Genomic DNA, 20,958 nt, shown 5'->3' with positions numbered 1-20,958 from the left:
GCGGTCACCCCGAGCGCGGTGCCCGCGGGTAGATCGCCCGTGCCGGGCACATGCGCTCGACGGTCGCGGCCGCCGCGGGGCTCGCCCGGTCGTCGAGGACGACGGGATAGCCCTCGGGGTCGAGCACCCACCCGTCGAGGAGCGCGGCGCACACCCCGTGACCGGTGCAGGCGACCCGGTCGACCGCGAGGTGGACGACGTGGGCGTCTGGCTGGCCGCTCACCACGGACACCTGCCTGCGCCGTGCGCCACGAGATGACCGCCGTAGGCCCGCAGCGCCGAGCGGACGAGCGCCGCGACCCCGTCGGGGAAGCGGCACGCCCCGCGGCCGGGCAGCAGCCCGAGCCGGTCGTGCAGCGCCTCGAGCTGGCTCGGCCCGGGGTGCGTCAGCGCCGCGTCGATGTCGCGGGCCAGGGCGGGCAGGCCGAACATGCACGGACCGCACTGCCCGGCGGACTCGCCGGCCGCGTGGTGCACGCGGGCGGCGACCTGCTCGAGCGGGCAGGTGCGGGGGTCGAGCGCCTCGATCGTGCCGGCACCGATGCGTGCGCCGAAGGGAGCCAGCCCAGCAGTCGACCACCTCGCCTGCTGCGCCTCACCGGGAGCGAGGAGACCACCGGCGAGGCCACCGACGAGGACGGGTCGGTCGTGGTCGCGCTCGAGACCTCCGGCAGCGAGCAGATCGGCGAGGGCGATCCCGGCCGCGGTGTCGAGGACCACGGGACGCGGGAGATGACCGGTGAGCGTCACCAGGCGCGGGCCCGGCTCGTCGGGCGTGCCGTGGCTGCGGAACCACGCGGGACCGCGCTCGCTCACCTGGGCCACGCGCCAGGCGGTCTCGGCGTTGACGACGAGCGTCGGTGTCACCGGGCGGCCCGCCCCGTCGCGGCCACCGAGCACGATGGGGACCCGGGCGGTCATCGGCCGGGCGAGGCCGCCCGCGGCGAGCGAGACGAGTGCCGACTCCTGCGAGGAGACGTAGCGCGCCGGGACCTCGAGCGTCGGCACACCGCCGGCCTGCAGGCCCGCGAGGGTCGCGCTGCCCTGGTGGGCGGCGAAGCGCACCGGAGCGCCGCCGGCGAGCAGCTCCGCCCCGTGGACGAGCTCGGCCAGGTGCTCGCGCACGACCCAGGCGTCCTTGAGCGAACCCGGCTCGCCGTCGCAGGCGTTGACGATCAGCTCGGCGTGGGAGGCGCGAGCGGCCCGCAGCTTCGCGCCGGTGGGGAAGGCGCCGCCGCCCCGGCCGGTGAGGCCGGCCTCGTCGATCAGGTCGGCGAGGGTGAGGGTCGTGACGACGGTCATGACCAGACCCCCGCGGCGGCCGTGGCCCGCTGCCGGGCGTCGTGGTGGGGCACGAGCAGCCGCCAGGCGATCGCCGCGCCACCCACGAGGGCGCAGCCGATGCTCGCCCAGCGCAGCAGCGGGGTGGTCGAAGTGCCGAGCGCCATGCCGTGGACGACGGCGACGGGCCACAGGGCGTAACCGGTGAGGTGCACGAGGCGCCAGGCGTGCTCCGGGAGACGGTGCCGCAGCGCGGAGGTGACGACGACGGCGACGAGGACGTCGAGCGCGAGGGTCCCCAGACCGACCCACAGCCGCTCGTAGCCCGAGGTGAAGGGGAGCACGAGCGAGAGCCAGCCGATGTCGACCCAGGTCTCCACGATCGCCGTGACGACGTGTGCGACGACGAAGGTGCCGATGCCGAGACCGAGCCAGCGGTGCACGGCGGTGACCGTGGCCCGGGTCGACGGGGAGCCCGAGCGGGAGCCCGACAGCGCGACGCCCAGCGCGAAGACTGCGGTCAGCAGCACGAGGCTCACCACACCGGTGGCCCGGGACGTGACCCAGAGCAGCTCGTTGGTCGTCATGCCGACCGCACCCCCGCTCGCTGCCGGCGCCCGCCGGCGGACCAGCCGCGGGTCGTGACGACCGTTCCGTCGTGGCGCACGAGTCGGGCGGGCACCCCGTGCCGGGCGAGCCACGTCGGGGCGGTCTCGCCGAGCACGACCGCTGTCGTGGACGCCGCATTGGCGTCGAGGGCGGACCGGGCGGCGCAGGTCACCTGTGCCCAGGGGCTCTCCGCGACGCGGCCGGTACGCGGGTCGATGATGTGGTGCCGCTCCTCACCCTCGGCACGCCACGTGCGTGCTCGGGTCGACGAGGTGGCGAAGGCCTGGCTCTCCATGCGCACGACCTCGGCCACGTGCCCGTCGGGGTCCTCGACCCCGAGCTGCCAACCGTGCAGCGGTCGTGGACCGGAGCTCGCGACGTCACCGCCGAGGTCGACGAGGAAGCCGCCGGGCAGGAAGCGCACGAGCTCGGCTGCGATCGTGTCGGCGGCGTGCGCCTTGCCGCTCGCCCCGAGGTCGAGCAGGGTGCCGCGGGGCAGACTCACCGTGCCGTCCGGGTGCAGTCGCACGCTGCCCCAGCCCGGCACCTCGGCCGGCAGCGGGGCACGAGGAGCCGACGGGGCGCTCCCTTCGCGCTCGTGGACCCGGTCGAGGTCGGTGTCGTAGCCGGCACGCACGAGGGCACCGCCGATCGTCGGGTCGACGATGCCCTCGCTCAGCCGGTGGGCTCGATCGGCCGCCCGCAGGTGCTCGCGGACCAGGGCCGAGACCGGCCAGCCGTGCTCGGCGGTGGTGAGCACGTGGGCGAGCAGGCTGACCTCGGAGTCGGTACGAAACCGCGAGATCGCGGCGTCGAGCCGCTCCAGCTGCGTCGCCACCAGACGCATCGCCGCATCGATCTGGGCCGGGTCCGTGGCCGCGACCCGGACCGTCGTGCCGATGGCGCTCAGCTCGCCGGTGGCTCTCATGACGCCCTCGTCGTGCTGTCGACGCCCATCTGGCGACCGGGGCCGACCTGCTGGACGGTGCCGAAGCCGTCCGAGGTCCCGGTGTCGGTGCTGCTGTCGGTGGTGCTGCTGTCGGTGGTGCCTGGACCGGTGCTGCTCGTCGTCGCCGCGGAGACGGTCGGGTCGAGCGTCTGGGCCAGGCCGAGGCCGATCGAGCCGGCCGCCAGGGCGCCGGCTCCGAGGGCGGCAGCCGTGATGGTGCGGGCTCGGCGAAGGGGGCGGGGGAATGGGGTCATGGGAGCCTCCTGTGGGGGTGCTCCCACGATGGCGGCCGCGCCTGTCGGTGTGCTGTGAAGGGTCTGTGGCTTCGCCCGGGGCGCCATCGGGTCAGGCCGCCAGCGCGACCAGGGCCGCGCCGCCCGCGACGAGGGCGACGGCGAGGCCCTGGGCCACCAGGGCGCCGGGGCCGATGCGTACGCCCGCGGCCCGGACGCGGTGCAGCCACAGCAGCGTGGCGAGCGAGCCCCACGGCGTGACGATCGGGGTGACGTCGGTGCCGATGAGCAGGGCCATCAGGCGGGTCGGTGACGTGCCGGCTGCGCTCTCGAGGGCGAGGTAGGCGGTCAGGTTGTTGAGCAGGTTGCCCGCGACGGCGCCCAGGCCGGCAACCCGTGCGAGGTCGCCGAGGCCCTCGCCGCTGCCGGCGAGGCGGGCGAGCAGGTCGCCCGCGCCGGCGTCGACGACGAGCTGGACGACGACGAAGAGCCCGGTGACGACGAGTGCCATGCCCCACGGCGGACGGATCCGTCGCAGCAGGTGCGGAGCGCGCCACCACAGCGTCCCGACGAGGACGAGGGCGGCGACGCCGGCGACGAGCCATGGGGCGGCACCGAGCGCGAAGAGCGGGCCCGTCGTCAGGCAGGTCAGGGCGGCGGTGCGCATGAGCACCTGGTCGTGCGGCGCGGCCGGCGGCTCGACGGCGAAGTGCCCGCGCAACGCCCGGCGATGCACGACCCCGAGGACGAGCAGGGTCCCGGCGACCGCCGCCAGGCCCGGCCCGACGGCGAGCGCGACGTAGTCGGCGTGGCTGCCGCCGAGGGTGGCCAGGTGCTGCACCGCGAGGAGGTTGGTCAGGTTGGAGACGGGCAGGAAGAGCGAGCCGGTGTTGGCGAGGAAGAGCGTCGTCAGGGCGAAGGGAGCCGGCGGCACCCCGACCTGACGGGCCACCGTCAGGGCGACCGGCGTGAGCAGGACCGCGGTCGTGTCGAGCCCGAGGAAGGTCGTGACGAGGACCGCCAGCGCGGCGAGGAGCAGCCACAGGACGACGACCCGGTGGCCGGCCAAGCGGGCGGTCGCGTGGCCCGCGACGTCGAAGACCCCGGCGAGGTCGCACACCTCGGCGACGACGGTGATCCCGACGAGGAAGGCGATGACCGGCAGGGTCCGGGCGAGGAGGTCGAGGACCTCGTGCGGGCTCATCTCACGGTGGTGTCGAGCACCCAGGGCTGTCCAGGTCGTGCCGGCTCGGTGAGCGCGACGTCGAAGGCCGGCTCGAGGGCGCGGGCGAGGGCCGCGGGGGTGCGCGGCTCGCGGTCGACCCCCAGGAGGTGTCGCGCGACGAGACCACGGGTGTGCTTGGCCATGTGCGTCGCCCCGGGCACCCGGATGTGCACCCAGCGGCGGGCGGTCTCGCCGGTGGGGGTCCAGGCCGCGGCATAGGTGCTCGAGCGGCAGTCGACGACGAGCCCGGTCCCCGCCGCGGCGGTCAGCTCGTCGTCGAGAGCGGGGCGCCAGTGCCCGGCGAGTGGGCCCACCCCGGGCAGGTTGACCGCCATCGACAGGCGGTAGGGCGGGATCCGGTCGGTGGGCCGGACTGCGCCGAAGAGCGCGGAGACCACGACGAGCCAGCGGTTGGCCCGTCGGCGCTGCCCGGGGGTGAGATCGCCGAGGTCGAGGGCGTCGTAGAGGACGCCGGTGTAGACCTGCGCGGCCGGGGGAGCGGGAGTGGTCGTCAGTACGGTGTTGCGGGCGACCTCGTCGATGAGGTTGGGGCTGACCCCGAGCACCGCGTGGGCGTCGTCGGCCGAGCTCGTCGCGGCGACCGCCTCGAGCACCTGCTCGCGGGCCGCCGTCAGCGCGGGGAAGGACAGCGAAGCCAGGTCGAGGGCCTTGCCGCGGGAGCGGCCGGTCTTGGACTCCGAAGGGGGCAGCAGCACGAGCACCCGACGGACGATACGTCAGCCCTCTAGGGTGGCGGGCATGGCAGCCGCACAGCGAACCGTCACCCTGCGCCCGACCGATCCCGAGGCGGGTGAGGTGGTCGCCGCCGCCGGCCTGACGCAGCGCTTCGACGCGATCCGGGCCGAGCAGGAGGTGCCGGAGGAGTTCCCCGCCGACGTGCTCGCCGAGGCCGAGCGCGTTGCGGCCCAGCCCCTCTCGCGACCGGAGACCGACCTGACGGACCTCCCCTTCGTCACCATCGACCCGCCCGGCTCGATGGACCTCGACCAGGCCATGCACCTGTCCCGGGAGGGCGACGGCTACCGCGTGCGCTACGCGATCGCCCACCTCGAGTCCTTCGTCGAGCCGGGTGGTGCGATCGACGCCGAGGCGCGACGCCGCGGGCAGACGATCTACGCCCCCGACACCCGCACGCCGCTGCACCCGCCCGTGCTCAGCGAGGGTGCGGCGAGCCTGCTGCCCGACGAGGTGCGCCCGGCCTACGTCTGGGACATCCGCCTCGACGCGACGGGCAAGCACACCGCGGCTGAGGTCCACCCGGCGCTCGTGCGCAGCGTCGAGCGCTTGGAGTACACCGCCGTGCAGGCAGCGGTCGACGGCGGCACCGACGACGAGCGCCTGCTGCTGCTCAAGGAGATCGGTGAGCTGCGGATCGCCCTCGAGCAGCAGCGCGGCGGCGCCTCGCTGCCCATGCCTGACCAGGAGGTCGAGGAGGTCGAAGGGGGCTTCCGCCTGCACCTGCGCCCGCTCGTGCCGTCGGAGGACTGGAATGCCCAGATCTCCCTGCTCACCGGCATGGTCGCCGCCGAGATGATGCTCGAGGCGCGGGTGGGCATCCTGCGCACCATGCCCGAGCCCGAGGAGCAGGCGGTCACCCAGCTGCGCCGCATCGCGGGGGCGCTCGGTGTCGAGTGGGCCGAGGGCACCGCGCACGGCGCCTTCCTGCGGTCGCTCGACGGGTCCGACCCCAAGCACCTGGCCCTGATCCACGAGTCGACCGTGCTCTTCCGCGGGGCCGGCTACACGGCCTTCGACGGGCAGCAGCCCGAGATCGTCGAGCAGGCCGCGATCGCCGCCCCCTACGCCCACGTCACCGCGCCGCTGCGCCGTCTCGTCGACCGCTTCGGCCTGGCGCTGTGCGCGGCGGTGAGTGCGGGGCAGGAGGTGCCGCAGTGGGTGCGTGAGGCGCTGCCGCTGCTGCCCGAGCTCATGGAGATCTCGGACCGTCGCGCCGGCGCCGTTGAGCGCGCGACGACCGATGCCGTCGAGGCCGCGACCCTCGCCGACCGCGTCGGGCAGACCTTCGCCGCCGTCGTCGTCGACACCCCCGACGCGGGCGACAAGGGCGGCCACCTCGACGTCCAGCTCGTCGACCCGCCCGCCCTGGCCACGGCGAAGGGGAGCGCGGACCTGGGCGCCGAGGTCACGGTGCGCCTGACCGGCGTCGACCTGTCGACGGGCAAGGTCGACTTCGAGGTGGCCTGACTTTCATCCCCTTCGTGCCGTCGGCTAGGGTGTGCCGCAGCGAAAGGGAGTAGTCCCCAACAGGTGTGTCGACACACTGAGCCCCGGCCCCGGCCCCGGCTCCGGCACATCGGGCCAGCACCACTGGCGGACGAGACTTTCGACCGGTTTGTCATACGACGATCCCGGTCGAGGCTCGTCGCACGCAGACTCCTCGTCCGGGCTGGACGAGGAGTTTTTTCATGTTCTCAGCACTGGTGCTCAGCACCGTGGTCATCTTCGTCGCCGAGCTCGGCGACAAGAGCCAGCTCATGGCGATGACCTTCGCGACCCGCTACCGGGCCCGCGACGTCATCCTCGGCATCACCGCCGCCACCGCCCTCGTGCACCTGGCGTCCGTCGGCATCGGCTACTTCATCGGCGCGAGCTTCGAGAAGTACCAAGGCCCCATCGCGATCCTCGCCGGCATCGCCTTCCTCGGCTTCGCGGCCTGGACCCTGCGCGGGGACGAGCTCACCGACGAGGAGGCGCAGAAGGCGCGCAAGGCCAAGGGCTCCGCGCTACTGGCGGTCGGTGTTGCCTTCTTCCTCGCCGAGCTCGGTGACAAGACGATGCTCGCGACGATCACCCTGGCCGTGCGCGAGAACTGGCTCGGCACGTGGATCGGCTCGACGGTCGGCATGGTGGCCGCGGACGCGCTCGCCATCGGTGTCGGCGCGATCCTCGGCCGCAAGCTCCCGGAGAAGGTCATCACCTACGGTGCCGCCGCCGCCTTCGCGATCTTCGGCCTGATCCTCATCGCCGAGGGTCTGGGCTGGCTGGGCTGACACCACGCCGTCCCGGCCGACGAAGGGGAGGTCCCCTCACCCCGTAGACTGCTCGACGGATGAGTCGGCCGGACGGCTGCGTCACCGCCTCGGCGGTGTCGAGGAAAGTCCGGGCTCCACAGGGCAGGGTGGTGGCCAACAGCCACCCGGGGTGACCCGCGGGACAGTGCCACAGAAAGCAGACCGCCTCGACGACCTCGGTCGTCGCGGTAAGGGTGAAACGGTGGTGCAAGAGACCACCAGCGATCCGGGTGACCGGATCGGCTCGGTAAACCCCACCCGGAGCAAGTCCAGACAGTGTGCGTCCGAGGGCTGCCCGCCCGAGCACACGGGTAGGACGCTGGAGGTCGTCGGCAACGGCGACCCGAGATGGATGGCCGTCACCCCGGCGCGGGCAACCGCGCCGGGGGACAGAACCCGGCTTACAGGCCGACTCATCCCCACACCTCTGGAGGGCGGAGACGCGGTCACTCCCGCGTCGTGTGTCGGACCCACCCGATGAAGGCACCGATCGCGAGCACGACGGCACCGGTGACCACCGACTGCCAGGGCAGGAGCACGGCCACGGCGACGCAGCCGAGCAGGCCGAGCGCCGAGACGACGCGCAGCAGCGGGCTGCCGGGCAGGGTGAGCGCACTCGCATTCGCCACCGCGTAGTAGACGAGCACGCAGAAGCTCGAGAAGCCGATGACCCCCCGCAGGTCGACGAGCACGACGAGCACGATGATGAAGCCGGCGACGACGCACTCGGCGCGCCGCGGCAGGTGGTGCGGGCCGTCGAGCCGGGCGAGCGACGGCGGCAGGTGGCGGTCGCGCGCCATGGCGAGCACCGTGCGCGAGACCCCGAGCGTCAGGGCGAGCAGCGCACCGCCCGCCGCGACGACGGCCAGGACCCGCAGGGCCGGCCCGAGCCAGGGCCAGGCCGAGATCTCCGCGGCCTCGGCGAGCGGAGCCTCCCGGGCCGCGACCCACCCGGCCCCGAGGGTGTGGGTGAGCGCGAGGCTGATGAGCACGTAGAGCGCGAGCACGATGCCCAGGGAGATCGCCACGGCGCGGGGGATCGTGCGGCGCGGCTCGACGACCTCCTCGCCGAGGGTGGCCACGCGGGCATAGCCTGCGAAGGCGAAGAAGAGGAAGCCCACGGCCTGGGCGACGCCGAGCACGCCACCGGAGCCGGGCGGCGTCGGCGGGGGCGTGTCGGCGGTGACCGGCGGGCTGGTGAGCAGCACGACGACGAAGACGAGGACGAGCGCGATGACGGTCAGGGCGATGACCCGCGCGACGCCGGCCGAGCGCTGGATGCCCTGGAGGTCGAGCGCGAGGACCGCGAGCACGACGACGACCGCGACGGCCTGCGACCACCCCGGGGCGATGTGCACGCCGATCGTCAGGGCCATCGCGGCGCACGAGGCGATCTTGCCGCTGATGAATCCCCAGCCCGCGAGGTGACCCCACTTGACCCCGAGTCGCTCGCGGCCGTAGACGTAGGCGCCGCCCGACTCCGGGTAGAGAGCCGCCAGCCGTGCGGTGGAGGTCGCATTGGCGGTGGCGAGCAGCCCCGCGACGACGACGGCGACGAGCAGCAGCGAGCCGGCCTGGGCGGCGGCCGGGGCGAAGACGACGAAGAGCCCCGCCCCGAGCATCGAGGCCAGGCCCACACCCACGGCGTCGGTGAGCCCGAGCCGGCGGGAGAGGGCCTGGGAGGAGGCGCCCGACGAGGTCGTCATGTCCCCAGCCTGCCGTATGGCCCGGTGACGGGGCGGCGGGACGCGACCGGTCGAGACCGGATCGTGGTCTGCCGCCGAGCCGTCGGGTCCGCCGGGAGCGCGCGCCTCAGGAGCCCTTGGCCGCCAGCCGGGCGGCACCGATGATGCCGGCCTTGTTCTTCAGCTTCGCCGGCACGATCGGGGTGCGCAGGTCGAGCAGCGGCAGGAAGGTGTCGGCCTGCTTGCTGACCCCGCCCCCGACGACGAAGAGGTCCGGCCACAGCAGCGCCTCGAGCCGCGAGTAGTAGGCCTGCAGGCGCTCCGCCCACTGCTCCACCGTCAGGTCGTCGCGCTCGCGCACCGACTCGGCGGCGCGGGTCTCCGCGTCGTGGCCGTCGACCTCGATGTGCCCGAGCTCGGTGTTGGGCACGAGCCGACCGTCGACGATCAGGGCGGTGCCGATGCCGGTGCCGAGGGTGGTGAGGACGACGGTGCCCTTCTCTCCCTTCGCCGCGCCGTAGTAGCGCTCGGCGACCCCGGCGGCGTCGGCGTCGTTGACGAGGTGGACCTCGCGGCCGAGCCGGTCGCTGAAGAGCTCGTCGGCGTCGACGCCGATCCACGACTTGTCGATGTTGGCCGCGGTCTGGACGACGCCGTGCATGACGACCGCGGGGATCGTGATGCCCAGAGGCAGGTCCTTCTTCACCGCGAAGTGGTCGGCGATCTGGGCGACGACGTCGCACAGCGCCTCGGGGGTGGACTCCTCCGGCGTCGCGATGCGCAGCCGGTCGTCGGTGAAGCTGCCCTTGTCGAGGTCGACGGGGGCACCCTTGATGCCGCTGCCGCCGATGTCGATGCCCAGGGCGTCGGGCTTCTTGCTCATCGTGTGCCTGCCTTCAGGGGAGGGTGAGGATCTCGTTGCCGTCGTCGGTGATGAGGATCGTGTGCTCGAACTGCGCCGAGGGCCGCCGGTCGCGGGTGACGACGGTCCAGCCGTCGTCCCACAGGTCCCAGTCGGGGGTGCCGAGGTTGAGCATCGGCTCGATGGTGAAGGTCATGCCGGGCTCGATGACCGTCGCGTGCTCCGGGGCCGCGTCGTAGTGCGGCACGACGAGCCCGGAGTGGAAGCTCGTGCCGATGCCGTGGCCGGTGTAGTCGCGCACGACGCCGTAGCCGAAGCGGGCCGCGTAGCGCTCGATGACCCGGCCGATGATGTTGATCTGCCGCCCCGGCAGGGCCACCTTGATCCCGCGCAGCATCGCCTCGTGGGTGCGCTCGACGAGCAGCCTCGACTCCTCGGCGACGTCACCGGCGAGGAAGGTCGCATTGGTGTCGCCGTGCACGCCGCCGACATATGCGGTGATGTCGATGTTGACGATGTCGCCGTCCTCGATCCGCCGCGAGTCCGGGATGCCGTGGCAGACGACCTCGTTGACCGAGGTGCACAGCGACTTCGGGAAGCCCCGGTAGCCCAGGGTCGACGGGTAGGCGCCGTGGTCGAGGAGGTACTCGTGACCGACCCGGTCGACCTCGTCGGTCGTCACGCCGGGAGCGACGGCGGCGCCGGCCGCGGCCAGGGCCTGCGCCGCGATCCGCGACGCGTGCCGCATCCGCTCGATGGTCTCGGCGTCCTTGATCTCGCTGCCGTCGAAGGGGGCCGGTGCCGGGCGGTCGACGTACTCCGGCCGACGGATCGTGGCGGGCACGGACCGACGGGGGGAGACCTCACCGGGTGTCACGGTTGCGGCAGCGGCAGGCATGCGGTGAAGTCTAGGCAACGAGCGCGCGACGGATGCGCTCCGGTCCGCGGCCACCCGCGAGAGAGGACGGCACGACAGATGGCGTACTGGTTCAACATCGAGACCAAGCAGGTCGAGACCGACGACAACCGCTCCCAGGGCGAGGACGTCATGGGGCCCTACGAGACCGAGGCCGAGGCTGCGGCCGCGCTCGCCACCGCCGCGGCCAAGACCGAGGCCTGGGACGAGCAGGACCGCAAGGACCGCGAGTGGGAGACCGGCGACGCCGGCGCCTGACCGCTCCTGCCGACGACATGACGAAGGGAGGGCCCGCACCGGGGTGCGGGCCCTCCCTTCGTCATGTGTGCAGTCAGCGGGGCCGGTGCACCGTGAGGGCGTAGGAGCCGTCACCCGGCCAGCGCTGCGCGTCCCACGTCGCGTAGCGCTGCACGAGGGAGAGGTCGGCGGCGAAGGCCGCCTGCTCGTAGTCCTCGGCCGAGACGGCGGCGGCGCCCTTCGGCTGGTGCCCCGGCAGGGACCAGCCGGCGACGAGCCGACCGTCCGTCGCCAGGTGCGCACGCATCCGGCGCAGCACGTCGACGAGGGTGCCGTCGGCGAGGAAGGGCACGACATTGCCCGCGAGCAGCACGACGTCGAAGGTCTGCGTCGACAGCGACAGCGTCGCGAGGTCGGCGTGGACGAAGCGCGTGACGACATCGCGCTCCCGGGCGACCTCGACCATCGCCGCATCGGCATCGACCCCGACGACGTCGTGCCCGAGGCGGGTCAGCGCGGTCGCGACCCGGCCGGTGCCGCACCCCGCGTCGAGGATGCGGGCAGGCGGCTCGTGCAGCGCGTGGACGAAGCGGGCCTCGCCGTCGAGGTCGGCACCGCCGCTCGCCAGCTCGTCGAAGCGCCGCTGGTAGGCGTGCGCGGCATCGATCCCGCCCGACACCTCCGACCACCGGGTGCGGATCTCGGGCAGGTCGTCGGGAGCCATCGTCAGCTCTCGAAGGAGTGCTCTGCCGCGGGGAAGCTGCCGTCGGCCACGTCGGCGGCGTAGGCACGGGCGGCGTCGCCGAGCACCGTCGCGAGGTCGGCGTAGCGCTTGACGAAGCGCGGTGCCTTGCCGGTGCGCAGGCCGGCCATGTCCTGCCAGACGAGCACCTGGGCGTCGCAGTCGGGGCCGGCGCCGATGCCGATGGTCGGGATGCGCAGCTCGCGGGTGACCTCGGCTGCGGAGGGCGCCGGCACCATCTCCATGACGACGGCGAAGGCGCCGGCCGCCTGCACGGCGTGGGCGTCCTCGAGCAGCTTCGCCGCGGCCTCGCCGCGGCCCTGGACGCGGTAGCCGCCCAGGGTGTGCTCGCTCTGCGGGGTGAAGCCGATGTGCGCCATGACGGGGATGCCCCCCTTCGTCATCCGCTCGATCGTCGGCGCCATCTCGGCGCCGCCCTCGAGCTTGACCGCGTGCGCCAGGCCCTCCTTCATGAGAGCGGCCGCGGAGAGGTAGCCCTGCTCGGGAGAGGCCTGGTAGGTGCCGAAGGGGAGGTCCGCCACGACGAGCGCGCTCGCCGCCGCGCCGGCGACGGCGCGGGTCAGCGGGATCATCTCGTCGAGGGTCACGGGGACGGTGGTCTCGTAGCCGTAGACGTTGTTGCCGGCGGAGTCGCCGACGAGCAGCACGGGGATGCCGGCGCCGTCGAAGACCTGCGCGGCGTACATGTCGTAGGCGGTGAGCATGGCCCAGCGCTCGCCGCGCTCCTTCATCGCCTGCAGGTGGGGGATGCGCACCCGCTTGGGGGCGATGGGGGCCGGGGAGGACCCGGAGCCGTAGGGGGCGGTCGTCTCGCTCATGGCACCACCCTAGGGCCCGGGGGTCGTCCCCCTTCGTCGTCCTCGCTCAGGGGCGTTGCGACGGACGGTGAGGCCCGAAGAGTAAAGATTCCTTCAGGAAATCCGGTGGAGTCTCCCAAAAGCCGTCAGATCTTGATTGGGTGCGCATACCCCTGTGGCAGGAGCCACATCATTCCCCTGGAGGATTCGTGAAGAGACGTCACACCCACGTCGTGTCAGGTCTCGCCGCGTCCGCTCTCGTGCTCACCCTCGCGCCCATGGCCGCGAGTGCTGGGACGACCGCCGGCGTGGCGCCCGAGGACCCTGCTGCCTCGACCGCCCGGCACGACGACCTGCCCAACCCGCTCGGTGATGCGCAGCGCGAGCTGCGCAAGGACGCCGTCGACCAGCTGCTGGCCGGCGAGGCCAAGGTGGTCACCAAGAACGGCACCAAGGTCATCGAGGTCAAGAGCAAGGACAAGGCGGAGCGGCACACCACCGCCGCGGGTGTCACCAAGGACAAGGGCCCCAAGGGGCGCACGAAGTACGTCCAGTACGACGTCAACCGCGAGGCCTCGGTCTTCACGATCCTCACGGACTTCGGCGACCAGACGATCCCGGAGGCCGGCGGCGAGGCCGGCCCGGTCAACAACGAGATCCCCGAGCCGGACCGCGCCAACAACAACTCGACGATCTGGGACGACAACTTCGGTCGCGACCACTACCTCGACCTGATGTTCGGCGAGGGCAAGGAGTCCTTCAAGGACTTCTACCTCAAGCAGTCCAACGGCCGCTTCCTCACCAAGGGCGACGTCAGCGACTGGGTGACCGTCCCCTACAACGAGGCCCGCTACGGCTCCAACGAGCTCGCCTCCGAGGCCGACGGCTACTGGAACTACGTCAAGGACACCGCGCAGGCCTGGTACGACGACCAGGTCGCCCAGGGCAAGTCCAACGCCGAGATCCAGGACTACCTCGCGCAGTTCGACGTCTGGGACCGCTACGACTTCGACGGTGACGGCGACTTCAACGAGCCCGACGGCTACATCGACCACTTCCAGGCGATCCACGCCGGTGAGGGCGAGGAGGCCGGCGGCGGTGCCCAGGGCGAGGACGCCATCTGGAGCCACCGCTGGTACGCCTACAGCAACAACGCCGGCAAGACCGGCCCCGCGCAGAACAAGCTCGGCGGTGTGCCGCTGGGTGACTCCGGTATCTGGATCGGTGACTACACGACCGAGCCCGAGAACGGCGGTCTGGGTGTCTTCACCCACGAGTTCGGCCACGACCTCGGTCTGCCCGACCTCTACGACACCGCGGGTGGCGACAACGGCACCGGCTTCTGGACCCTGATGTCCGGTGGCTCGTGGCTCAACGACGGCACCGAGGACATCGGCTCCAGCCCGGGCTACATGGGTGCCTGGGAGAAGCTGCAGCTCGGCTGGCTCGACTACACGACGGTCAACCCCGGCGAGAAGAAGAACTTCAAGCTCGGCCCGGCCGACCGTGACGACGCCAAGCTCGCGCAGGCCGCTGCGGTCGTCCTGCCCAAGGAGACCGTCGAGACCGACTACAACACCCCGCACTCGGGCAGCTACGAGTGGTGGTCCGGGTCGGACAACGATCTCAACACCTCGCTCACCCGCGAGATCGACCTCACCGGGGCGACGTCGGCCGACCTGACCGCGCAGCTGGCCCTGAGCACCGAGGCCGACTACGACTACCTCTACACCGAGGTCAGCACCGACGGCGGTTCCTCGTGGGAGGAGCTGTCCGCGGACGACGGCGGCGACCTGTCGTGGAACGAGGTCTCCCACGACCTGAGCGCCTACGCGGGCAAGAAGATTCTCTTCCGCTGGCGCTACCAGACCGACGGCGGCGTCTCGGAGAAGGGCGCCTTCGTCGACGACATCACGATCACCGTCGACGGTGCGACCGTGCTGCCCGACGACGTCGAGTCCGGTGACAACGGCTGGACGGCCGACGGCTGGACCCGCATGTCGGGCTCCACGTCCGAGGAGGTCCAGAGCTACTACCTCGCCGAGAACCGCGTGTACTCCGGGTACGACAAGAACCTCAAGACCGGTCCGTACAACTTCGGCTGGGCCACGACCCGTCCCGACTGGGTCGAGCGCTTCCCGTACCAGGACGGCCTGCTCGTCTGGTACATCAACAACGCCTACGCCGACAACAACACGAGCACGCACCCCGGCTACGGCCAGGTCCTGCCCGTGGACGCGCGACCGACCCCGGTCACCTTCCCGAACGGCGCGCTGCTCGGCAACCGTCGTCAGCCCTTCGACGCGACCTTCGGGACGCAGCGCACCGACGCGGTGACCTTCCACAACAAGGGCGTCGCGAGCCAGGTGCCGTCGCAGCCGGCGATCACCACCTTCGACGACTCCGACCCGGACCGCTACTGGTCCGAGCAGAACCCGTGGAGCTCGACGAAGGTGGCCGGTTCGGGCACGACCATCCGGGTCAAGAGCCAGTCCGGTGACAACGTCAACCTCCAGGTCCAGGCAGGCACCCGCTGATCTGAGCGTCACCACGACGGCCCGTCCCACCCCCTTCGTCGGGGTGGGGCGGGCCGTTGCTCGTGCGGCGCGGACCGGCCTGCGGACAACGGCGGCCATCGGTGGTTATGGTCGGCAGGGTGAACGCCGACGCCGACGTCCCGACCCAGCCGTCCTCCCCGGTCGAGCGGGCCCTCGTGGCCCGCGGCTGGGCCGACATCGACCTCGTCGAGCGGCTCGGGCCCGGGCCCTCCCGCCGGGCCCGCGAGGCGGTCATGGTCGCCGACCGCGACCGCGCCCGGGCCTGGTACCGGCCCCCACAGCGCGAGCACTCGGCCGAAGGGGAGGTCCCGCCGGCGTCCGAGTCCAATGTCGTGCGCTTCCGGCGCGTCGTCGGCTTCATCTCGCCGGGGGAGCGGATCTTCGAGGTGGGTGTCGGGCAGGGCGTCCTCGCGACCCTCATGCTGCGTGACGGCGAGGCCGCGAGCTACCGCGGCATCGAGCTCGAGCAGCGATGGGTGGACGCCACCCGCGCCATGCTCGCGACCAACGGGCTCGCCGACCGCAGCTCGGTCGACCTCGGCAACCTCTACGACCTCACCCGGGCCGACGTCGAGGCGAGCGGGGCGAGCCTCGTCGTGTGCTGCGAGGTCGTCGAGCACGTGCCCGACCCCGACGAGGCCGTGCGCACGCTCGCCCGTGCCCTGCCCGAGGGCACGGACCTGCTCTTCTCCGTGCCGCTCGTCGGCCGTCTCGAGGGCGTGTGGGGGCACACCCAGGCCTTCGGCGCCGCACGGCTGCACCGGCTGCTCGGTCAGGCGGGCCTGGTCGCCCACCACGTCGAGGTCCTTCACGACACCTGGGCCTTCGTCCTCGCCTCGACGAGCACCGATCCCTCGCCGCGGGCGGCGCGCATCCTCGAGGCCGAGAGCGGTCCGGACCCGCAGCGCTTCCTCGAGCCGTCCTTCACGGCCATGGACAACGTGCCGGTGACCGAGCTGGAGCGGCGCGAGCCGCACTGGGTCAAGCGGGTCGAGGATCTCGTCGTCGAGCCCTGCCTGCGGGAGGCGCACCGCCCCGAGGGGCCGGTCGACGGACTGCGCGTCACCGGGCGATCGGGCTACGTCTTCAAGGGGCCCGGTCGCGGGTGGTCCTCGTACGCCGGGCTCGCCTTCGCCGTGCCCAGCGGTGTGCAGGGGGCGCGGCTCCAGCTCGACCTGCCCGACCTCGACGCCGCCGACGAGGTGCGGGTCGAGTGGCGCCGCGATGGCGAGCGCTGCGGGCTGTGGGTGTGGAAGCCCCGCGAGGACCGGCCCGCAACCCGCTACCCGACCTTCCTCATCGCCCCCGACCGGCAGGGCGCCATCCTGCGTCGCACGCCCGGCTCCCGGGTCGTGGGGGCCGACGAGGTCGAGGTCGTCGTGCGGGCGCACGAGGACGCGCCGATTGACTTCGCCGTCCGGCGGTGGGCCTGGGTGAGCTGAGCGCCTCGCGTGGGGCAGGATGGGCCGCATGGATCGTCAGCAGGAGTTCGTCCTCCGCACCATCGAGGAGCGGGACATCCGGTTCGTCCGGTTGTGGTTCACCGATGTCCTCGGCACGCTCAAGTCGGTCGCCATCGCCCCCGCGGAGCTCGAGGGCGCCTTCGGCGAGGGGATCGGCTTCGACGGGTCGGCCATCGAGGGCTTCACCCGCGTCTACGAGGCGGACATGCTCGCCCGCCCCGACCCCTCGACCTTCCAGGTGCTGCCGTGGCGCGGTGAGCACCCCGGCACCGCCCGGATGTTCTGCGACATCCAGCTGCCCGACGGCAGCCCGGCCCTCGCCGACGCGCGCTACGTGCTGCGCCGCACCCTCGGCAAGGCCGCCGACATGGGCTTCAGCTTCTACACCCACCCCGAGATCGAGTTCTTCCTGCTCAAGCAGGGCACGCCCCGCGGGGAGCGGCCGGAGCCGGTCGACGAGGGTGGCTACTTCGACCACGTGCCGAAGGGGGAGGCCCACGACTTCCGTCGTGCCGCCATCACCATGCTCGAGTCGGTGGGCATCTCCGTGGAGTTCAGCCACCACGAGGGCGCGCCGGGGCAGAACGAGATCGACCTGCGCTACGCCGACGCGCTGTCCATGGCGGACAACATCATGACCTTCCGCACCGTGATCAAGGAGGTCGCCCTCGAGCAGGGTGTCTACGCGACCTTCATGCCCAAGGTCTTCGCCGAGCACCCCGGCAGCGGGATGCACACCCACCTCTCGCTCTTCGAGGGCGACACCAATGCCTTCTACGAGGCCGGTGCTCCCTACCGACTGAGCAAGGTCGGCCGTCAGTTCATCGCCGGCCTGCTCCACCACGGTCGCGAGTTCACGGCCGTGACCAACCAGTGGGTCAACAGCTACAAGCGCCTGTGGGGCGGCGGCGAGGCGCCGGCGCACCTGACATGGGGCCACAACAACCGCTCGGCGATGGTCCGGGTGCCGATGTACAAGCCCAACAAGAGCAACTCCAGCCGGGTCGAGCTGCGCAGTCTCGACGCGGCGTGCAACCCCTACCTCGCCTTCGCCGTCACCCTCGCCGCAGGGCTCAAGGGCATCGAGGAGGGCTACGAGCTGCCGGCGGAGACCGAGGACGACGTGTGGAGCCTCACCGACCGCGAGCGCAAGGCGATGGGCATCAAGCCGCTGCCGTCGAGCCTCGCCGAGGCCATCGAGGCGATGGAGGAGAGCGAGCTCGTCGCCGAGACCCTGGGCGAGCACGTCTTCGACTTCTTCCTGCGCAACAAGCGTCAGGAGTGGGCCGACTACCGCAACCAGGTCACCCCCTTCGAGCTGGAACATCTGCTGCCGCGACTGTGAGGACCGCGTGACACCACCCGCCCGACCCGGCCCCAGCATCTCCCGGCGAGGCTTCGACGACACCCGTCGGGCCGAGTCGCTGCTGGCCGACCCCGCACTCGCGCCGCTCGCCGAGGTCCGTGACGACCTCGTCGCGGCCCTGACGCGAGCCGCAGACCCCGACAGCGCGCTGCTCGGGCTCGTCCGGGTCGTCGAGGCAGCCGGCGACGAGGTCGAGGCGCTGCTCGCTGCGCTGCGGGACGACCCGGCGGCGCGGGCCAGGATCATCGGGGCCATGGGCGTCTCGACGGCGCTCGTCGACCACCTCGTCGCCCACCCGGAGCAGTGGCGCGACGCCGTCGACGCCCGGGAGATGACGCCCGAGGAGCGCACCGAGGCGCTCCTCGCCGAGATCGCCGAGCCCGGTGACCTCGAGCCGCAGGACGCGCTGCGAGTGGGTTACCGCCGCCAGCTGCTCGGCATCGCGGCCCGGGACACGACGGCCGACGACCCGGTCGAGTTCCTGCCCGAGGTCGCCCGCGCCCTGGCCGACCTCGCCGGCTCCGCCCTCGAGGGGGCGGTGCGCATCGCGATCGACGAGCTGGGGGAGGAGGGGCAGACCTGCCGCTTCGCCGTCATCGGCATGGGCAAGGCGGGTGGCCGCGAGCTCAACTACGTCTCCGACGTCGACGTCATCTTCGTCGCCGAGCCCGTCGAGGGTGCCGACGAGGCCGCCGCGCTCGAGGTCGCGACGAAGGTCGCGACGCGGATGATGCACGCCTGCTCCGACGCCACGGCGCACGGGACCCTGTGGCCGGTCGACCCGGCGCTGCGCCCCGAGGGCAAGCAGGGCCCGCTCGTGCGCACGGTGGCCAGCCACCGCACCTACTACGAGCGTTGGGCCAAGACGTGGGAGTTCCAGGCCCTGCTCAAGGCCCGTCACCTGGCCGGCGACGCGAGCCTGGGCGCCGAGTACCTCGCGGCGGTCCAGCCCATGGTGTGGGAGGCCGCCTCGCGGGAGGACTTCGTCGACGACGTGCAGGCCATGCGCCGGCGCGTCGAGGAGCACATCCCGTCCGCGGAGGCCGCGCGCCAGCTCAAGCTCGGGCCGGGCGGCCTGCGCGACGTCGAGTTCTCCGTCCAGCTGCTCCAGCTCGTCCACGGTCGCACCGACGAGAGCCTGCGCTCCGGCACGACCCTCGATGCCCTCGCGGCCCTCTCGGCCGGCGGCTACGTCGGTCGTGCCGACACGGCGGTCCTCACCGAGGCCTACAAGGTGCTGCGCACGCTCGAGCACCGGATCCAGCTGCACCGGCTGCGCCGGACCCACCTGATGCCGACTGCCGAGGCGGACCTGCGCCGTCTGGGCCGGTCCGTCCACCTGTGGGACCAGCCGGACAAGCAGGTCGTGCGGCTGCGCACGGAGCACTCGCGCGAGGTGCGGCGCCTGCACCAGCGCCTCTTCTACCGTCCGCTGCTGTCGGCGGTGGCCAAGCTCAGCCCCGACGAGGCCCGCCTGACGCCCGATGCCGCCCGTGAGCGGCTGAGCGCGCTCGGCTACCGCGACCCGGCCGGTGCCCTGCGCCACCTCGAGGTCCTCACCGACGGGGTCAACCGCACGGCGGCCATCCAGCGGCAGCTGCTGCCCGTCATGCTCGAGTGGTTCGCCGAGATGGCCGACCCCGACGCCGGTCTGCTCGCCTTCCGCAAGGTGAGCGAGGAGCTCGGCACGACCCACTGGTACCTGCGCCTGCTGCGTGACGAGGGCGAGGCCGCACAGATCCTCGCCCACACGCTGGGGGCGAGCCGTTTTGCCGGGGACCTGCTGCTGGCCAGCCCCGAGGCGGTGCAGATGCTCGGCGACGCCGACGGACTGCGCCCGCGCGAGCGGGACGAGCTCCTCAAGCGGATGCGGGCCGCCGCGAGCCGTCGGGACGAGGCCGATGCGGCCGTCGCGTCCATCCGCGCCATCCGGCGGGCCGAGATCTTCCGCGTCGCGGTCGCCGACCTGCAGGGGCGGATCAACCTAGAGCAGGTGGGACATGCGCTCACCGACATCAGCGAGGCGGTCATCCAGGCCTCCCTCGAGGTCGTCGTGCGCGCGGTCGAGGCCGATCGAGGGGCGCCGGTCGGCACCGACCTGCTCATCGTCGGCATGGGCCGACTCGGCGGCAGAGAGATGGGCTACTCCTCGGATGCCGATGTCCTCTACGTGCACGAGCCCCACGAGGGCACGGACGACCAAGCCGCCCAGGAGGCCGCACTCGCCGTCGTCGGTGAGCTGCGACGCCTGCTCGGCGCCCCGGGGTCCGACCCGCCGCTCGGTCTCGACGCGGACCTGCGTCCCGAGGGCAAGAGCGGGCCCATGGTGCGCTCGCTGGCGTCCTACGCGACCTACTACGAGCGCTGGTCCGAGACGTGGGAGGCCCAGGCTCTGCTGCGCGCTCGTCCGGTGGCGGGCGACCCCGGGCTGGGGGAGCGCTTCACCGCCCTCATCGACCCCATCCGCTGGCCCGCCGAGGGGCTCGACGCGACCCAGGTGCGTGAGGTGCGGCGCCTCAAGGCGCGCATGGAGGCCGAGCGGTTGCCGCGCGGCGCGGACCGCAAGGCGCACTTCAAGCTCGGCATGGGCGGCCTCTCCGACGTCGAGTGGACCGTCCAGCTGCTCCAGCTGGAGCACGCGCACGAGCACGAGGACCTGCGCACCACGCGCACGCTGCCGGCACTCCGGGCGGCCGTCGAGGCCGGGCTCGTCGGGGGCGAGGACGCCGTGGTCCTGCGCGAGGCCTGGTCGATGGCGTCGCTGCTGCGCAATGCCGGCATGCTCTTCCGCGGTCGGGCGGTCGACTCGGTGCCGTCCAACCTGCGCGAGGCCGACGGCGTCGGCCGCATCGTCGGCATGGCACCGCAGTCGGGGCTGGCCCTCGCCGAGTCCTACCGCCGCACCGCCCGCCACGCGCGCCAGGTGGTCGACCGGATCTTCTACGGCGAGGTCTGACCCCG

At 72.7% G+C, this 20,958-nt stretch carries 19 protein-coding genes and 1 other RNA gene; 8 read left to right on the top strand and 12 right to left on the bottom strand.

From position 1 onward, the window contains the following. Nucleotides 1-4 precede the first annotated feature (4 nt). From ACQBJO_RS10035 to ACQBJO_RS10005, 7 genes are all read right to left on the bottom strand, one after another. Nucleotides 5-223: a ferredoxin gene (locus tag ACQBJO_RS10035; RefSeq protein ID WP_421009033.1), complete on the bottom strand. Its 219-nt coding sequence runs from the start codon at nucleotides 221-223 to the stop codon at nucleotides 5-7. Beyond that, nucleotides 220-1,302: an NADH-ubiquinone oxidoreductase-F iron-sulfur binding region domain-containing protein gene (locus tag ACQBJO_RS10030; protein ID WP_421009034.1), complete on the bottom strand. Its 1,083-nt coding sequence runs from the start codon at nucleotides 1,300-1,302 to the stop codon at nucleotides 220-222. Before ACQBJO_RS10030 ends, ACQBJO_RS10035 begins: the two co-directional genes overlap by 4 nt. Continuing rightward, nucleotides 1,299-1,868: a ferric reductase-like transmembrane domain-containing protein gene (locus tag ACQBJO_RS10025; RefSeq protein WP_421009035.1), complete on the bottom strand. Its 570-nt coding sequence runs from the start codon at nucleotides 1,866-1,868 to the stop codon at nucleotides 1,299-1,301. Before ACQBJO_RS10025 ends, ACQBJO_RS10030 begins: the two co-directional genes overlap by 4 nt. Next, nucleotides 1,865-2,818, bottom strand: coding sequence for an FAD:protein FMN transferase (locus tag ACQBJO_RS10020; protein ID WP_421009036.1), 954 nt, complete (start codon nucleotides 2,816-2,818; stop codon nucleotides 1,865-1,867). The genes ACQBJO_RS10025 and ACQBJO_RS10020 overlap by 4 nt, the downstream gene beginning before the upstream one ends. Continuing rightward, the gene (locus ACQBJO_RS10015) at nucleotides 2,815-3,093 is read right to left on the bottom strand and encodes a hypothetical protein (protein ID WP_421009037.1); all 279 of its coding nucleotides are present in this window, start codon (nucleotides 3,091-3,093) and stop codon (nucleotides 2,815-2,817) included. The genes ACQBJO_RS10020 and ACQBJO_RS10015 overlap by 4 nt, the downstream gene beginning before the upstream one ends. Before the next feature lie 91 nt (nucleotides 3,094-3,184). Next, nucleotides 3,185-4,276 (bottom strand): SLC13 family permease, encoded by a 1,092-nt coding sequence (locus ACQBJO_RS10010; RefSeq protein ID WP_421009038.1) that lies wholly within the window; start codon nucleotides 4,274-4,276, stop codon nucleotides 3,185-3,187. Beyond that, a complete protein-coding gene (locus ACQBJO_RS10005) occupies nucleotides 4,273-5,019 on the bottom strand; it encodes a YaaA family protein (RefSeq protein ID WP_421009039.1) in 747 nt (248 codons plus the stop codon). The genes ACQBJO_RS10010 and ACQBJO_RS10005 overlap by 4 nt, the downstream gene beginning before the upstream one ends. A gap of 37 nt (nucleotides 5,020-5,056) precedes the next feature. Between ACQBJO_RS10005 and ACQBJO_RS10000 the strand changes: the two genes are divergently transcribed. The 3 genes from ACQBJO_RS10000 (at nucleotide 5,057) to rnpB (ending at nucleotide 7,770) form a co-directional block, all read left to right on the top strand. Then, nucleotides 5,057-6,523: an RNB domain-containing ribonuclease gene (locus ACQBJO_RS10000; RefSeq protein ID WP_421009040.1), complete on the top strand. Its 1,467-nt coding sequence runs from the start codon at nucleotides 5,057-5,059 to the stop codon at nucleotides 6,521-6,523. 221 nt (nucleotides 6,524-6,744) lie between these two features. After that, the gene (locus ACQBJO_RS09995; protein WP_421009041.1) at nucleotides 6,745-7,329 is read left to right on the top strand and encodes a TMEM165/GDT1 family protein; all 585 of its coding nucleotides are present in this window, start codon (nucleotides 6,745-6,747) and stop codon (nucleotides 7,327-7,329) included. Between the two features lie 60 nt (nucleotides 7,330-7,389). Further along, nucleotides 7,390-7,770, top strand: an RNA gene (gene rnpB, locus ACQBJO_RS09990) — RNase P RNA component class A. A gap of 26 nt (nucleotides 7,771-7,796) precedes the next feature. On the opposite strand, the gene ACQBJO_RS09985 is transcribed toward rnpB, so the two are convergent. The 3 genes from ACQBJO_RS09985 to map form a co-directional block, all read right to left on the bottom strand. Continuing rightward, a complete protein-coding gene (locus ACQBJO_RS09985; protein WP_421009042.1) occupies nucleotides 7,797-9,056 on the bottom strand; it encodes an APC family permease in 1,260 nt (419 codons plus the stop codon). Between the two features lie 106 nt (nucleotides 9,057-9,162). Continuing rightward, nucleotides 9,163-9,918 (bottom strand): polyphosphate--glucose phosphotransferase, encoded by a 756-nt coding sequence (ppgK, locus tag ACQBJO_RS09980; RefSeq protein WP_421009043.1) that lies wholly within the window; start codon nucleotides 9,916-9,918, stop codon nucleotides 9,163-9,165. 13 nt (nucleotides 9,919-9,931) lie between these two features. Then, nucleotides 9,932-10,795 carry a type I methionyl aminopeptidase gene (map, locus tag ACQBJO_RS09975; protein WP_421009044.1) on the bottom strand — a complete coding sequence of 288 codons (864 nt, stop codon included), beginning with the start codon at nucleotides 10,793-10,795 and terminating at the stop codon, nucleotides 9,932-9,934. A 78-nt stretch (nucleotides 10,796-10,873) separates the two neighbouring features. On the opposite strand from map, the gene ACQBJO_RS09970 reads away from it, so the two are divergent. Then, nucleotides 10,874-11,071 carry a methionine aminopeptidase gene (locus ACQBJO_RS09970; RefSeq protein WP_255183659.1) on the top strand — a complete coding sequence of 66 codons (198 nt, stop codon included), beginning with the start codon at nucleotides 10,874-10,876 and terminating at the stop codon, nucleotides 11,069-11,071. Nucleotides 11,072-11,144: 73 nt separating this feature from the next. On the opposite strand, the gene ACQBJO_RS09965 is transcribed toward ACQBJO_RS09970, so the two are convergent. Beyond that, nucleotides 11,145-11,774, bottom strand: coding sequence for a class I SAM-dependent methyltransferase (locus ACQBJO_RS09965; protein ID WP_421009045.1), 630 nt, complete (start codon nucleotides 11,772-11,774; stop codon nucleotides 11,145-11,147). A 2-nt stretch (nucleotides 11,775-11,776) separates the two neighbouring features. After that, on the bottom strand, nucleotides 11,777-12,631 hold the full coding sequence (gene panB, locus ACQBJO_RS09960; protein ID WP_421009046.1) for a 3-methyl-2-oxobutanoate hydroxymethyltransferase: 855 nt from the start codon (nucleotides 12,629-12,631) through the stop codon (nucleotides 11,777-11,779). Nucleotides 12,632-12,819: 188 nt separating this feature from the next. On the opposite strand from panB, the gene ACQBJO_RS09955 reads away from it, so the two are divergent. From ACQBJO_RS09955 to ACQBJO_RS09940, 4 genes are all read left to right on the top strand, one after another. Then, nucleotides 12,820-15,147, top strand: a complete 2,328-nt coding sequence (locus ACQBJO_RS09955) for an immune inhibitor A domain-containing protein (protein ID WP_421009047.1) — start codon at nucleotides 12,820-12,822, stop codon at nucleotides 15,145-15,147. 119 nt (nucleotides 15,148-15,266) lie between these two features. After that, nucleotides 15,267-16,610: a methyltransferase domain-containing protein gene (locus ACQBJO_RS09950; RefSeq protein ID WP_421009048.1), complete on the top strand. Its 1,344-nt coding sequence runs from the start codon at nucleotides 15,267-15,269 to the stop codon at nucleotides 16,608-16,610. A gap of 28 nt (nucleotides 16,611-16,638) precedes the next feature. Next, entirely contained in the window at nucleotides 16,639-17,976 is a 1,338-nt protein-coding gene (locus tag ACQBJO_RS09945) for a glutamine synthetase family protein (protein WP_421009049.1), read from the top strand. A gap of 7 nt (nucleotides 17,977-17,983) precedes the next feature. Beyond that, nucleotides 17,984-20,953: a bifunctional [glutamine synthetase] adenylyltransferase/[glutamine synthetase]-adenylyl-L-tyrosine phosphorylase gene (locus ACQBJO_RS09940; RefSeq protein WP_421009050.1), complete on the top strand. Its 2,970-nt coding sequence runs from the start codon at nucleotides 17,984-17,986 to the stop codon at nucleotides 20,951-20,953. Nucleotides 20,954-20,958 lie beyond the last annotated feature (5 nt).

This window comes from Janibacter zhangyanbonis, assembly GCF_050507325.1.
Taxonomy (GTDB): Bacteria; Actinomycetota; Actinomycetes; order Actinomycetales; family Dermatophilaceae; genus Janibacter.
The sequence above is the reverse complement of the archived record's forward strand: the minus strand, read 5'-3'. Positions and strand labels throughout refer to the sequence as shown.